Here is a 14287-nt window from a genome sequence, read left to right on the forward strand (position 1 = left end):
CTGTTGAATCAAACGGTTAAATCAATACTTCTTCAGTAACGGCAGCAGAATGATGCAGCCGATCAGGGCCATCACCACCAGGAACAGCAAGCCGTTATCCATGTTGCCGGTGGCGGCGATCAGCGCCCCCATCAGCACCGGTGCCAGCGCACCGGCAAAATTGCCCAATCCGTTAAAAATACCGCCGGCGGTGGCGCTGACCTTGCTGCTGGTGGCTTTCGCCAGCAGGGCAAAGATGTTTGGCGCACCGGCCCCCCACATAAAGGTGCTGAAAGCCATGGCGGCGATCACGCTGTAGGTGCCCTGCAGCTGCAGCACCACGGCCAGCCCCAGCCCGGCGCCGCACAGCGAGACAAAACAGGCCAGCGCGCGACGATCCAGCTTGTCCGACAGCCAGGCGCCGACCACTTCGCCCAGCAGCATGGCGATAAACGGCAGCGATGACAGATAACCGGCGTGTTCCAGATGAATACCTTTGCCCTTGATCAGGTAGCTCGGCAGCCAGCCGTTCATGCCCCACAGGTAGGTCAGGAAGGCGATGTTAAACAGGCAGATCATCCAAAAATGCGGATTGCGCAGCAGTTCATGGCGATGCTGTTTACGTTCGGCAATAGCCGGTTTGGAAACGCTAGCCGCCGCGGGGCGTGACACGTTGAGATGACGCATGCCGAACAGCACCAGCAGCATCACCGGCAGCGTCAGGAACGCCATAAAGAAGAAGGTGGTCTGCCAGTCAAAGGTGTTAAGGATGTACAGCGTAACCGGGAAGCCGAGCGCGGCGCCCAATGGCGTACCCAGCAGCCACAACATGGTGGCGCGTGCCTGCAGGCGCTGCGGGAAGGCCTGGCGAATGATGGCGTAGGCCATTGGCAGCAGCGGACCTTCGGCAATGCCGAGCAAAATGCGCAGCGTCATCATGCTGTGATAAGAGCGCGTCATGCCCATCAGCACCATCAGTACGCCCCACACCACCATCATGCCAATCAGCACCTTGACCGGGTTCAAGCGGTCGCCAATTCCGCTCAGCAACATCGAAGAGATGCCGTAGGAGAACAAAAACGCGCTCATCAGCAACCCCAGCCGCGCCGGGTCAAAACTGATGCCCAGCGCCTGCTGGAATTCAGTATCGGAAAACAGCGCCGCGATGCTGATCTTGTCGAAAAACGCCAGCAGCACGCAGGCAAACAGCGCGATGGGCACCGACCAGCGCACTCGTTGCTGCGGATTTTCGGCAACACCATCCCCCACCCGTTCAGCGCGGGCGTCAATCTCTTGCGTAGTCATGAAACGCTCCCGAGGTTACGGGCGTTATTTCAACGCCATCAAAGAAAACTCCGCATCCGCCAACTGCTGCGGTTCCAGCACGCGCCCACTGGCCAGCCAGCGTTTGCCCAGCTTGATGGTACGAGCGTCGTTAAACGCCACCATTTGCACCAACTGACGATCGGCATTTAACGTAAAGAACACCTGCGATTGCGGCGTACGCCGCACCACATGGTGCACGCCACCGGTCGGCACGCCGAGGATCTGGATATTGGCATCGTATTGATCCGACCACAGCCAGGCCACGTCATCGTAAGGGGCGGCAAAGGCGTCCAGCATCGCGCAAGCGGTGCTGATCGCCTGATTCTGCGCATAGGCCCAGGACTGCAGGCACAGGCCCAGCGTCGGGTGACGCGCCACGTCGCCGGCGGCGAAAATCGCCGGGTGGCTGGTGCGCCCCTGGCCGTCAACCACGATCCCCACGTCAATCTTCAGCCCGGCACTGCGCGCCAGTTCCAGATTCAACTCGACGCCGATCCCCACCACCACCAGGTCAAACGGCTGAGGATCGCTGACGCCGCTGCCGATCCAGGCGCTACCGTCACGATCTTCCAGCTGAATGTCACCGCAGCCGCAGTGCAGGGTCACGCCTTGCTGTTGATGCAATTCCAGTAGCGCTTGGGAGACATCCGCGCCGACACTGCGCATGCACAGCGCTGGCTGGCGTTCAAAGACCGTCACGTCAGCACCGAGGCGCCGCGCCGAAGCGGCAATCTCCAGCCCAATCCAGCCACCACCGACGATCGCCAGTCGACGGCATCCTTGCAGCGTCTGACGCAGCTTCGCCGCATCATCCCAGGAACGCAGCGTCATCACCCGAGGGTGACTGGCCCAACGGGCGTCCGGCAGGCGCGGCCGGCCACCGGTGGCAATCAGCAGTTGATCAAACTGCAGCTGCCGACCGTCGCTGAGGCTGACGATTTGTTTTTTTGCATCAATGGATTCGGCACGTAACGGCCGGCACCAGTTGAGATTCAACCCGGCGACCACCTGTTCGCTGAACAATCGGCTGAGCGGCGCTTCGCCGTCCAGCAACGCCGCCTTGGAAAGCGGCGGGCGTTCATAAAAGTCATAGGGTTCGTCGCTGATCACCGTCAGCCGGCCCGCATAGCCACGATCGCGCAGCGTTTTCGCCGCCCAACCGCCGGCCTGGCCACCGCCGATAATGACGATCCCCGCCGCTTCTGGCTGGCTCATAGCGCCTCCGGTTTTTTCTGCTGGCGGCGCGTATCGTGGTCGATCCCCCCTTCCACCGCCCACTCTGTAAACGACACCAGCGAGTGTTCCAGCTCGCGCGGCTGCCAGTTTTCAGTCAGATAGTCATCGTTGGTGTAGTACTCAAACGCGCCGCCGGTCGGGCTGTTGACGTACCAGAAATAGGCTGAGGAAATCGGATGGCGACCGGGGCCGATAAAGGTGCTCCACTTCTCTTTGTTCATGGCGATACCGCCGCCGATCACCTCGTGGATGTCGCGCACGGTAAAAGCTACGTGATTCAGGCCACGTGGACGATTCGGCAATTTCAGCAGGAACAGGTTGTGATGCCCGCCGCGCGCCTGAGTGCGCAGGAACACTGCCCGATCGATATAGCGATCCGAGACCTGGAAGCCCAGTACCTCACGGTAGAAACGTTCGGTGGCGGCCAGATCTTCGACGAAGAACACCACGTGGCCAATATTGATCGGCTGTGCCTGCGCATATACCGGGCTGGGCTGATCGATGCGGCGCACATCTCCCCATTGGTTGATCGGCGATACCGGTAAATCGACTTCGCGCTGTTGGCTGACGCTAAAGCGCAGCGTCATACCGTTCGGATCGATACATTCCAGCTCTTCCCCCACCTGACGGAAGCCCGGCATCTGCGCCAACAGCGGCTGCAAAGCGGCCAATTCCGCCGGGCTGCCCACGCCCCAGGTCATGCGGCGCAGAGTCGAACCGCCCTCAAACGCCGCCGGCAAGGTCTCGCTCTGCAACGGATGCAGCACCACGCGCGCCCCACTCAGGGTGGTGAATTCACGTTGGCGTTCGCCCCAGTGCTGTTGTGCCGCCTGCAGGCCGAAGTCCTGCATGAATTTTTCGCAGGTTGGCAGATCTTCGACGCCAAATTCCAGTTTTTCGATTCCGATTACGCTCATTGTTGTGCCTCACGTTCTCGCTGAATGCGGTTTTCAGGCATGACAAACCCCGGCCCCTGTTTGCCATGAGCCTTATCCCTGCCTGATTCATTGGTAGGGGACGAATACAGTCGCCCCGATTAATGCGAACGCGGCTTGCAGCCCCCCTACGAAAACAAGGGGTTGTCAGTTAGCCGACGTTAGCCTGCGGCGGCGCGCCCAGAAAGCCGGAGATTTTCTCTGCGGCGTCACGCACTTCCATGCGCAGCCGTTCGCGATCTGCTTTTGGGATCTCATCGAACGGCACCATGATGCTGACCACGGCCTCGACCCGCTGCTCGCGGTTAAAGATTGGATAGACGATCGAAGAGATGCCATGGCGGAAAAACGACTCGCCAATCACATAACCGCGCGCCTTATCCTGCTGCACCATCTGCCACAGCGCTTCACGATCTGCCGGGGTCCCCGGACCGCTGCCCGGCAATTGTTCCTGCGGATAGAGCTGGTCGAATTCGTCGCGGGTAGCGCTGGTCAGCAGCATGCGGCCCAGTGAGGTTTGGTGCACCGGCAGGCGGGTGCCGACGCTGACCTGATTGATTTGCGAACCGGCGGCGCTGACGCGGGCGATGTAGATCACGTCGCGCTCATCACGGATCGCCAGATGACTGCTGCACTGGCTGCGATCGCGCAGTTGCTCTATCACCGGCTGACCGGCCTGGGCAACGTCCAGAGAAGCGATATATTCAAAGCCGAGGCGCAGCACTTTGATGCCCAGCGCAAAGGTGTTGGTCCGTGGGTTGCGCTCCAGAAAACCCAGATGCTCCAGAGTTTGCACCACGCGATAGGCGGTAGCCTTTGGCATGTCGACCAGGCGATGCAATTGGGCAAAAGTCATTTCCTTATGCTGCTCGCCAAACGCCAGCAACAGTTGTAACCCGCGATCCAGTCCTGGGATCAGATATTTACACGCTTGATCGTCCGCCATGTGCTGCTCCTGGCTAAAGGTTGATTAGTTAAAAACAAAGCCGCCGTTAACCGGCAACAGTTGGCCGGTCACGAAATTCGCCAACGGCGACAGCAGGTAGAGCACCGAGCCATTAACGTCGTCAGGGTGCTGTGCCCCGGCCAATGCACGCCCTTGTTCGTACAGTTGATGACGCTCGGCGGGCACGTATTCGGTGGCCTCTACCCGCGTCAGTCCCGGTGCGATTGCGTTCACGCAAATCCCCTGCGGACCCAGTTCACGCGCCATTGAGCGGGTCATGGAGATGATCGCTCCTTTGCTGGCCACGTAAGCCATCAGGCGCGGTGCGCCCCACAGTGCGGTATCCGAAGCCACGTTAACGATCTTGGCATGTGGGGTTTGCGCCAACAGGGGTACCGCTGCCTGACTCACCAGCCAGGTACCACGTACGTTGACCTGCATCACCCGATCCCACAGATCGATATCGTATTCCATCATGGTTTTGCCACCGACGCCGGTAGCCAGCGCCGCGTTGTTCACCAACCCGTCGATCGCACCGCCTTCGGCAATGGCGTTGAATGCCGCGCTGATCGACGCCGGTTCGGCCAAATCGATCACCTGCGTTTCAACCTGTGCGCCCTGCTCGCGCAGGTTCGCGGCGCTGTCTGCCAGTTCATCCGCCAGAATATCGCACATCACCACTCTGGCACCGGCCTCGCTGATGGCTGCGGCGAAACTCCGCCCCAGCCCGCGCGCCGCGCCGGTCACCACAATGCGTTTTCCCGTCAGCAAGCCGTTCACTGCGCCGCCTCCAGCTCACTGAGTTTCGCCAGCTGCTTCTGCGCTTCTTTTTGCATCATGCGGCGCAAGCGAGACAGCCCCACATCATGCTGATACAGATACTCGCGGCCACGCGCGTTCGGGGCCATATTTTCCAGCACGATACGATCCTGCTCCAGTACGTCCCAGTGCAGCGACTCCAGGCGGTTGCGATACATAAAGCGCCACATGTCACGCTGCCAGTCTTTCACCTTACGGATACGCCAGAAGAACACCCGGCAGTGATCCTTATCTTCCGGCACCACCATGCCGATGATCCAGAAGTGACCGCCCGGCCCGAAGCGCTTTTTGTACGGGATCGACAAACGCATCCAGTAGGCGCCGCTGCTGCCAAACTCCACCCAGTCAAAGTTAACGCCGATCTGACCATTCTTCTTAAAGATGAAACCGTTGTCGGTCGGCTCCAACGCCATGTCCGCCTTGCGATCCCCTTCCGCCATCGAGTGCGAGGACGAATGCAGGTAGGTGCCGTGCATCGGATCCATCACGTTTTCCAGCGCGTACTGGTAATTGCAGTCCCAACTGGCGGTGCACAGGAAGTTGCTGTAGGCCGCTTCGTCCGCCAGTTCCGGCGGGAAGGTCAATTCAGCTGGCTCTTCATCCGCCGTCACACCGAAATAGAGGAACACCGCACCGTAGGCTTCTTTGGCTGGGTAAGAGCGCAGGCATTTCTGCCCCACCAGCGGACAACGATCGACCGCCGGCACGTCTTTTACCGTACCGTCGCCACCCACTTCCACGCCGTGATACCAGCAGGCGATGCGATCGCCCAGGTTCCAGCCCATAGAAAGGCGCGCACCGCGATGCGGGCAGCGATCTTCCAGCGCATGGATCGCGCCGTCGCCGTCGCGCCACACCACAATCTGTTGCTCCAGCCGCGTAATGCCCACCGGGTTATTGCCGATTTCCCAACTGGCCAGCACCGGATACCACATGCCGCGCAGCCCCTGGTCGAGATAGTCCTGTAAGGTCTGTGCGGAGGATGTTGTGTTTGCTGTCATTGTCTTCTCCCGGATGCTGCTCAGAAACCGTTAACGTGAAGGAATTCGCGGAACGCCGTCTGATTCCACGGCTGGCCATTGCGATCGAACAGGCGACGCTGATTCAGGGCGCTAACGATCTGCTCCAGCTCTTCTGCACCCTGATCGAAGATCTCTTCCAGCGCCGTGACCAACGCAGTCTCGAAACCGTCGGGTACGCGAGCGCGGGTTTGCCAGATGACGTTCTGAAATTGGCCCGGCTGATGGATTTGGCCATTGCCGCCTTCGCGCGCCGGGATCACCTGTTGGGTGTCCGGCAGCCAGGGATTGAAATCGGTGATGTGCTGCATGATTACTCCTCCGCAATAAAGGTGATTTGGATTTGATTGTCGATCACCCGGGTGGCATAGGTTTGCAGATCGCGGCCGCCTGGCTCACGCAGGCATTGGCCGGTACGTACGTCGAACAATGCTTCGTGCAACGGGCATTCGACCTTGCCGTCATCAACAAACCCCTGGCTGAGCAAGGCATAGGCATGTGGGCAAACGTCTTCCAGCGCGTAATAGTTGCCGTCGATCAGATACACCCCGACCTCTTTCCCTTCCACGTTGGCGGAGAAAGGAAAATCTTCTTTCACCTGAGACACTTCACACACTTTCGTCCAGCTCATTGCTTTTGTCCTCTATCTGATTGTTTCATATATGAAACTCAGTTTCTTATTTAATACACTCACTATAAGTCTGGTGAAACTTTCGTCAAGAGAGCAAAGCGGCAATTGTTAATGGAAAGTTGTTTAAACATGACAAATGCGGGAAGGATCACGAAAAAATGCATCGATATGAAAAACTGATGAAATCTGTGCTTTCTATCACTAATTCATGGATAAAAAGACGTTGATCTGGCTAATGCAATGCGAGTAAAAGTGCTATCTCGCTGTCTGAAACACCCTTTTTGATAACAATAAATTTACATAAAAACGGCTCAAACCTGCTTTTCACCACTGTGAAATCAGCGGGTTAGTTTACTGCTGTCTAAATTCGTTATTCGCCCGCCAAAGGAGCGTACATGGAGCGCATTGTGCAACAACGTCAACGCTGGTTCGGGGTAGTGGCCCTGCTGTTTCTGATCGTCATCGCCTATGCCGATCGGGTCAATATTGCCGTGATGCTGGTCAACCCCGACTTCTTGCAACACTTTCAGCTCGACGGTAACCGTGCGCATCAGGGCATGCTGATGACGGTGTTTTTGCTCGGTTACGGGCTTTCCGCCATGCTGCTGACGCCCTTTCTGGAAACCCTGATGGGCTATCGCCGCGCGCTGACGCTCAGCATTGTGCTCTGGGCGCTACTGACTGCCGCCTCACCGCTGGCGGGGTCGTTATTGCTGCTGTTTGCGGTACGCGCACTGCTTGGCGTCAGCGAAGGGCCGCTGTTCTCATTGAAAACCATGTACATCGGCGATCACTTCGCCGCCGATGAGCGCGGTAAACCCAATGCCGTCAGCACATTGGGCGTTTCTCTGGGCCTGGTGATTGGCTTTCCACTGGTCAGTTTCCTGATGGCACACTTCGGCTGGGCGGTCTCTTTCTATCTGCTGGCGCTGATCAACCTGCTGCTGGGGCTAGCGCTGGTGCGGTTGTTTATCCATCCGCGCTCGTTACCGCTGAGCGCCGTCGATCCTCAGCCGGTTCTGAGCCGTGTCTGGCACACCTTCGCCCTGGCCTGGCATACCCCGATGCTGGGTTGGATCATGCTGATCGAGATCGCGACCCTGAGCTACCTGTGGGGCTCCAGTTCCTGGCTGCCGGCTTACCTGACCGACGAGAAAGGATTCTCCATCAAACAGATGGGCTGGATGGCTTCGCTGCCGTTTATCGTCAGCATCGCCTCCAAATATCTCGGCGGCGTGCTGCTTGACCGCATTCGCCCCTATCAGGCACCGTTGATTTTCGCCTTTGGCGGTGCGGCAACTGCGTTGTGTATCTATGGCGTGATGCACAGTCATCAGCTCGGCTGGATTGCTTTCTTCCTGCTGGCGGCCAATGCCTGCTGGGGGGCTCAGGGGGCGGCGATCCCAACCCTGTTGCAACATTATGCGCAGCCGCAGGCGGTCGGCAGCGCCTACGGACTGATTAACGGCATCGGCAATATGTTCTCGGCGTTTGTGCCGATGATTATGGGCATGGTAATGGCTAGCCAGGGCAAGGTGTCTTCAGGATTTGCGGTGCTAATGGTGTCGCAGCTAGTGACGCTGTTGGCGGGCTGTGTGCTGTTTGGCCGGATGCGGATGACGCGAGAAGCCAGGCGGGCGTAAAGCAGTCGGGGCGCACATGCGCCCCGATCCGTATTTATGTTACCGGGCCTCAGCGCCCTTTCTTTTTACGACCCGGCTGAGCAAAGCGCTTGCGCGCAGGCGCGCTGTTGCTGGGCTTGTCGGCGCTTTTCGCCCCGCCGCCGGCCGGTTTTTTCACTGCCGGTTTGGCTTTCTTCGCCGGTTTGGCCTCCGAAGTGGAACCCTCTATCGACTTAAACAGTTCGACCAGTTCGTCGTCGGTTAAATCACGCCATTCACCCGGTGGCAAACCTGCCATGCTCACATTCATGATGCGAGTGCGTTCCAGCTTGGTGACCTCATAGCCGAAATGCTCGCACATGCGGCGAATTTGACGATTCAGCCCCTGTACCAGCACGATGCGAAACACAAAGGGCGCTTCTTTCTTCACTTTGCATTTTTTCGTCACCGTACCCAGCATTGGCACGCCGGCACCCAAACCACGGATAAAGTCGTCGGTGACCGGTTTGTTGACCGTCACCCGGTATTCTTTTTCATGGTCGTTGCCCGCACGCAGGATCTTGTTCACCAGATCGCCGTGATTGGTGAGGAAGATCAGCCCCTGCGAGTCTTTGTCCAAGCGTCCGATCGGGAAGATACGGGTGCTGTGGTTGACGAAATCGACGATATTGTCTTTCTCGCCCTCTTCAGTGGTACTGACGATCCCGACCGGCTTGTTCAGCGCGATAAAGATCAGGTTGTCTTCGTTACGAGGTTCAATCAGCTGACCGTTGACCTTGACGACGTCCCCTGGGAATACCTGATCGCCAAGCGTAACGCGCTTGCCATTGATAAAAACGTTGCCTTGTTCGATATAACGATCGGCGTCGCGGCGAGAGCAGATGCCGCTCTCGCTAATATATTTGTTAAGACGTGTGGAAGGCTTGGTCAGCATGTTTTCTCCATACCCGTTGTCTTTCAAGTCACAGCGTTGTTACCTGCACTCCCCCACCCCAGTCACTTACAAAAGTAAGCTCCTGGGGATGAGCGAGCTGGGTGCCTAGCTGCGACTTGAAATCCATAGGGTATATAGATACCGGTTGTGTGTATTTCTCTATGGTACCGTTACAAGCGACTCGGCTTACCGCCCATAACCGCCTGTTAATACTATTAGGAACTTATTTGGTTTTTTTAGCCGCTTGCAGATACAGCATCTCCAGACCCAGGGTCGCCGCAGCCAGCGCGGTAATTTCGGACTGGTCATACGCCGGGGCGACTTCTACCACGTCCATACCGACGATGTTCAGCGACTGCATGCCGCGCACCAGTTTCAGTGCACGATCGGACGTCAACCCGCCGATGACCGGCGTACCGGTACCCGGTGCGAATGCCGGATCCAGGCAGTCGATGTCGAAGGTCAGATAAACCGGCATATCACCGACGATCTGTTTGATCTGAGCCAGCAGATCGTCAACGCTACGATCGTTAACCTGTGCCGCGTCCAGTACGGTGAAGCCGTTGTCATGGTCGAACTCGGTACGGATACCGATCTGCACCGAGCGAGTTGGATCGATCAGGCCTTCGTTCGGCGCATGGAAGAACATGGTGCCGTGATCGTATTGGCTGCCGTTAGCATAGGTGTCGGTATGGGCATCAAAGTGCACCAGTGCCAGTTTGCCGAAATGTTTGGCGTGTGCGCGCAACAACGGCAGAGTCACAAAGTGGTCGCCGCCGAAGGAGAGCATGCGCTTGCCGGCTTTCAGCAGTTTTTCCGCGTGCGCCTGCAGCTTGTCGCTCATGTCCTGAGCATCGCCGAAGTTGAACACCACGTCGCCGCAATCGACGACATTCAGACGATCGCGCAGGTCAAAGTTCCACGGCCAGCGGTTGCCTTCCCAGGCCAGGTTGGTGGAAACCTGACGGATTGCCGCCGGACCGTGACGGCCACCGGCGCGGCCGGAGGTTGCCATGTCAAATGGAATGCCGGTGATGACCCACTCTGCATCGCTGTCGTAAGGCATAAAGTTCAGCGGAAAGCGCAGGAAACCAAAGGCATTGGACACTAAGGAATTATCGGGCTGATGGCCTAAGGTACTCATAGTAAACCCTCATATTTCAACGTTTCGCCTGTTGAAAAATCACACAGACGCTGGCAAAAAAAAATCCCTCCCGCGTCGTTAGCCCGACGAGAAAGGGATCCATTCGAAATCTGTTTCAGTACTGCCTATGCAGCAGATTATCGCCGCATTTCGCTCGCGCTTCAAGAGCGCACATCATCATATCGGCTGCTCGTCGTTAGCCAGTATATACCCTGAATCCTACCGTCGTGTGACCGTTGCCGTCCGCCGAGGTTTGAACTATGTGATTTTGATCCCTTTAGCTGGCAAGAAAAATATATAGGTTAATTATGCAACCCACTTTATTAAAAATAGTTCAACAGAAATGTTAACAAGTAATTTTTACACCTTTAGATAACACGAGATCAGTAAAGCCATGTTTAATATTATGCCTGTGCGCCAACGGCGAATAATTAAAAACAAAAAACTTTATATCACGCTAGAAACTCTCACTTTCTTATCAAGTATTCCGTTGGGTTATCTTTGTTCTAAATTTGACTCACTGAATGAAATATCCATAGAGGTAGTGCTTATCTATGTTCCCGTATCCATGATCGCCGTAGACTATTTTTATCAGCGCCTTGTGGGTGAACAAGCGCTGTGGTAGTAATGAACGCGCTTATCAGCATCTGTAGGGGGCGGTAGTGATTATAAAATTTCTCAAAATATTTTCGCTTTTCTTTCTTTGCTATGCGCTTGTCTTTCTGGTTAAAGGGGAAACCATTAGCACCGGCATAATGCTTAAAACGCTAGGTTACTCTTTCCTTATCGCGTCTGGATATTTATTCGTTACCAGCCGCTGGTGGAAAAAACACGTCCTAAAATTGAAAGATGAGTAAATAAAATAGCCGGTCAGGCATCAGGGTATAAAAAAGGCCGGACATCCGTTGGATGCCCGGCCTTTCAGAAGCGCTCTACTTATTCATTCATCTTCTAAATAAGTATAACCGTACAAACCGGCTTCGAACTCTTCCAGGAACTGCGCCTGCAGTTCGCTGTCCAGATCGGTTTCTTTCACCTGATCGCGGAACTTGGCCAACAGTGCGGTAGGGTCAAGCTGCACGTATTCCAGCATATCGGCAACGGTATCGCCTTCATCGGACAACTCGGTTTCTACCGTACCGTCAGGGAACACGAACACGTCAACCGAGGCGGTGTCGCCGAACAGGTTGTGCATGTTGCCGAGGATCTCCTGATAGGCGCCAACCATAAAGAAGCCCAGCGCCGGCGGGTTTTCCGGATCGTACGGCGGCATTGGCATGGTGGTCGCCACGCCGTCACCGTCGATGTAGTGATCGATGGTGCCATCCGAGTCACAGGTGATGTCCAGCAGCACCGCGCGGCCTTCCGGCGGCTTATCCAGGCCTTCCAGCGGCAGTACTGGGAACAGCTGATCGATACCCCAGGCGTCCGGCATCGACTGGAACAGCGAGAAGTTGACGTAGAACTTGTCAGCCATACGCTCTTGCAGTTCGTCGATGATTGGGCGGTGTGCACGGTTGCTCGGATCCAACTGCTGCTGGATCTTGTTGCAGATGTTCAGATACAGCTGCTCAGCCCAGGCACGCTTGGTCAGATCCAACATGCCGTGTGCATATTGAGTATGAACGTCGTGCAGATCCATTTGGCTGTCGTGCAGCCATTCACGCAGCGAGCGGCGATTTTCCGGCTCGTTCATTTCCTGCCAGGTTTCCCACATGCTTTCCAGCGCACGTGGCGCGTCTTCAGCAGGCGGTAATGGTTCGCTGAATTCGTTGCGTTCAACGCCGATCACGTTGGATACCAACACCGTATGATGCGCGGTCACTGCACGACCGGATTCGGTGATCACCGTCGGGTGCGGCAAACCGTGTTCATTACAGGCGTCGCCGATGCCCCAGATCACGTTGTTGGCGTATTCGTTCAGGCCGTAGTTCACCGAACAGTCGGACTGCGAACGGGTACCTTCATAATCTACGCCCAGACCGCCGCCCACGTCGAAGCACTGGATGTTCACGCCCAGCTTATGCAGTTCGACGTAGAAGCGCGCCGACTCACGTACGCCGGTGGCGATATCGCGAATATTGGCCAGTTGCGAACCCAGGTGGAAGTGCAGCAGTTGCAGGCTGTCGAGACGGCCCGCTTCACGCAGGGTTTCCACCAGCTTCAGTACCTGAATGGCTGCCAGACCGAACTTGGACTTTTCGCCGCCGCTCGACTGCCATTTACCGGAGCCTTGCGACGCCAGACGCGCACGCACGCCCAGGCGTGGTACCACGTTCAGCCGCTCGGCCTCTTCCAGCACCATGTTGATCTCGGACATCTTCTCGATCACCAGGTACACCTTGTGCCCCAGCTTTTCGCCGATCAGCGCCAGACGGATATATTCACGGTCTTTATAGCCGTTACACACGATCACCGAGCGGGTCATGCCAGCATGCGCCAGCACCGCCATCAGTTCGGCCTTGGAGCCGGCTTCCAGCCCCAGCGGTTCGCCGGAATTGACCAGAGATTCAATCACGCGGCGATGTTGGTTTACCTTGATCGGGTAAACCAGGAAATAGCCACCTTCATAGCCGAACGACTCACGCGCACGTTTGAACGCGGCATTGATCGAACGCAGACGGTGCTGCAGGATCTGCGGGAAGCAGAACAGTGCCGGTAGGCGTAAACCGTCGTTTTGACGCTGCTTCACCAGCTCGGCCAGATCGACACGTGCCTGCGGGACGTCCGGATCCGGGCACACGCTGATGTGGCCCAGTTCATTGACGTCATAATAATTGTTGCCCCAGTAGGCGACGTTATAAGTGCGCAGCATCTTGCTGGCATCACGATCATTCATGGCAACCTCCTGCATGGAGCGCAAAGATATAGATTCGCCCGTTGCTGACGGACGGTGAATCAAAAGATCATCAGACATTACTCGCCTCACATCGCGTACTGACGATACAGTCAGCCACTATCGCAGCTACAACCCGCGAGAACAACCCAACAAACCGCCCTTGCGGCAGCGAATAAAACTGCCGTTCGCGGTCAGCGATCGGTTTATTACTCATATAATTGTAAGACACCCTGTTCAAACCTCGTGAATCGGGTCAAGAAACATCCCACAGGAAGGCTGCAGGCTACCCTTGTTCAGTTCTTCAGACGACCGTTAACCGGCCCGAGAATCCTGAGTAGCGCCCAAGTGTTTATCACACCTGGAAGGTGGTGTAGAGACAAGACGGGAAATAGCAGAAGAATGTGCGCCAGAACGGCACTGCTGTTGAGAACCAACAACCGGTAGACAACGGATCATTAATCCAACCACCTCCACGCACGTCGCCCTCTATGAACGACTGAGCCTCTATTAATAGTGTAAGAACGTGACCGTTCTATGAAGCGGCGACGCCAAAGGTTGGCGTCTGCGGCTGACAATCAGACCACCCGTGGAGGCGTCACAGAAGTTTACAACTTCGTACCCCGCACTGTGCACCAAATGAGCCGCGCGCGCAGTTTATACCGATAACACGGGGAAAATGCAAAATGAAAATTTGTCGGAAACTGTTTCAAGCGATGAAAATGGCGCCGGAAGCTTTGCGCAAAAGAGCGAAAGGGCAAAAAAATACTGGCAATCCGGCTAAGGCCTGACCTAAAATAGACGTCCAGATGTTAATCCATCTATACTGGTTAACTGATAAACTGCTTAACGGCTTTGCC

General features: G+C 56.4%; 13 protein-coding genes. 1 reads left to right on the plus strand and 12 read right to left on the minus strand.

The features are described from left to right. Positions 1 to 21: 21 nt before the first annotated feature. The 8 genes from EBA31_RS21430 to EBA31_RS21465 form a co-directional block, all read right to left on the minus strand. Positions 22 to 1284, minus strand: coding sequence for an MFS transporter (locus tag EBA31_RS21430; RefSeq protein WP_122080165.1), 1263 nt, complete (start codon positions 1282 to 1284; stop codon positions 22 to 24). A 24-nt stretch (positions 1285 to 1308) separates the two neighbouring features. Then, entirely contained in the window at positions 1309 to 2520 is a 1212-nt protein-coding gene (locus EBA31_RS21435; protein ID WP_122080166.1) for an NAD(P)/FAD-dependent oxidoreductase, read from the minus strand. Then, a complete protein-coding gene (locus tag EBA31_RS21440) occupies positions 2517 to 3458 on the minus strand; it encodes a VOC family protein (RefSeq protein WP_115058058.1) in 942 nt (313 codons plus the stop codon). The genes EBA31_RS21435 and EBA31_RS21440 overlap by 4 nt, the downstream gene beginning before the upstream one ends. A 169-nt stretch (positions 3459 to 3627) precedes the next feature. Continuing rightward, entirely contained in the window at positions 3628 to 4422 is a 795-nt protein-coding gene (locus tag EBA31_RS21445; RefSeq protein WP_020828544.1) for an IclR family transcriptional regulator, read from the minus strand. 24 nt (positions 4423 to 4446) lie between these two features. Next, on the minus strand, positions 4447 to 5202 hold the full coding sequence (locus tag EBA31_RS21450) for an SDR family oxidoreductase (RefSeq protein ID WP_020828545.1): 756 nt from the start codon (positions 5200 to 5202) through the stop codon (positions 4447 to 4449). Beyond that, complete coding sequence (locus EBA31_RS21455; protein ID WP_041414935.1) at positions 5199 to 6242, minus strand: aromatic ring-hydroxylating dioxygenase subunit alpha; 1044 nt, start codon at positions 6240 to 6242, stop codon at positions 5199 to 5201. The genes EBA31_RS21450 and EBA31_RS21455 overlap by 4 nt, the downstream gene beginning before the upstream one ends. A 20-nt stretch (positions 6243 to 6262) precedes the next feature. Beyond that, complete coding sequence (locus EBA31_RS21460) at positions 6263 to 6571, minus strand: recombinase-like helix-turn-helix domain-containing protein (protein ID WP_122080167.1); 309 nt, start codon at positions 6569 to 6571, stop codon at positions 6263 to 6265. A 2-nt stretch (positions 6572 to 6573) separates the two neighbouring features. After that, on the minus strand, positions 6574 to 6891 hold the full coding sequence (locus EBA31_RS21465) for a non-heme iron oxygenase ferredoxin subunit (protein ID WP_020828548.1): 318 nt from the start codon (positions 6889 to 6891) through the stop codon (positions 6574 to 6576). 395 nt (positions 6892 to 7286) lie between these two features. Here EBA31_RS21465 and EBA31_RS21470 point away from each other — a divergent pair, with 395 nt between their 5' ends. After that, on the plus strand, positions 7287 to 8534 hold the full coding sequence (locus EBA31_RS21470; protein ID WP_046372669.1) for an MFS transporter: 1248 nt from the start codon (positions 7287 to 7289) through the stop codon (positions 8532 to 8534). 49 nt (positions 8535 to 8583) lie between these two features. Here the strand turns inward: EBA31_RS21470 and rluF are convergent, their stop codons facing one another. The 4 genes from rluF to EBA31_RS27270 form a co-directional block, all read right to left on the minus strand. Next, the gene (gene rluF, locus EBA31_RS21475) at positions 8584 to 9447 is read right to left on the minus strand and encodes a 23S rRNA pseudouridine(2604) synthase RluF (RefSeq protein WP_020828550.1); all 864 of its coding nucleotides are present in this window, start codon (positions 9445 to 9447) and stop codon (positions 8584 to 8586) included. Positions 9448 to 9670: 223 nt separating this feature from the next. Further along, positions 9671 to 10591 (minus strand): agmatinase, encoded by a 921-nt coding sequence (gene speB, locus EBA31_RS21480; protein ID WP_044553357.1) that lies wholly within the window; start codon positions 10589 to 10591, stop codon positions 9671 to 9673. Positions 10592 to 11531: 940 nt separating this feature from the next. Then, positions 11532 to 13508 (minus strand): biosynthetic arginine decarboxylase, encoded by a 1977-nt coding sequence (gene speA, locus EBA31_RS21495; RefSeq protein ID WP_041414938.1) that lies wholly within the window; start codon positions 13506 to 13508, stop codon positions 11532 to 11534. Beyond that, on the minus strand, positions 13501 to 13644 hold the full coding sequence (locus EBA31_RS27270) for a virulence promoting factor (RefSeq protein WP_115058053.1): 144 nt from the start codon (positions 13642 to 13644) through the stop codon (positions 13501 to 13503). The genes speA and EBA31_RS27270 overlap by 8 nt, the downstream gene beginning before the upstream one ends. Between the last annotated feature and the right edge of the window lie 643 nt (positions 13645 to 14287).

The organism is Serratia sp. P2ACOL2, assembly GCF_003691565.1.
Taxonomy (GTDB): domain Bacteria; phylum Pseudomonadota; class Gammaproteobacteria; order Enterobacterales; family Enterobacteriaceae; genus Serratia; species Serratia liquefaciens.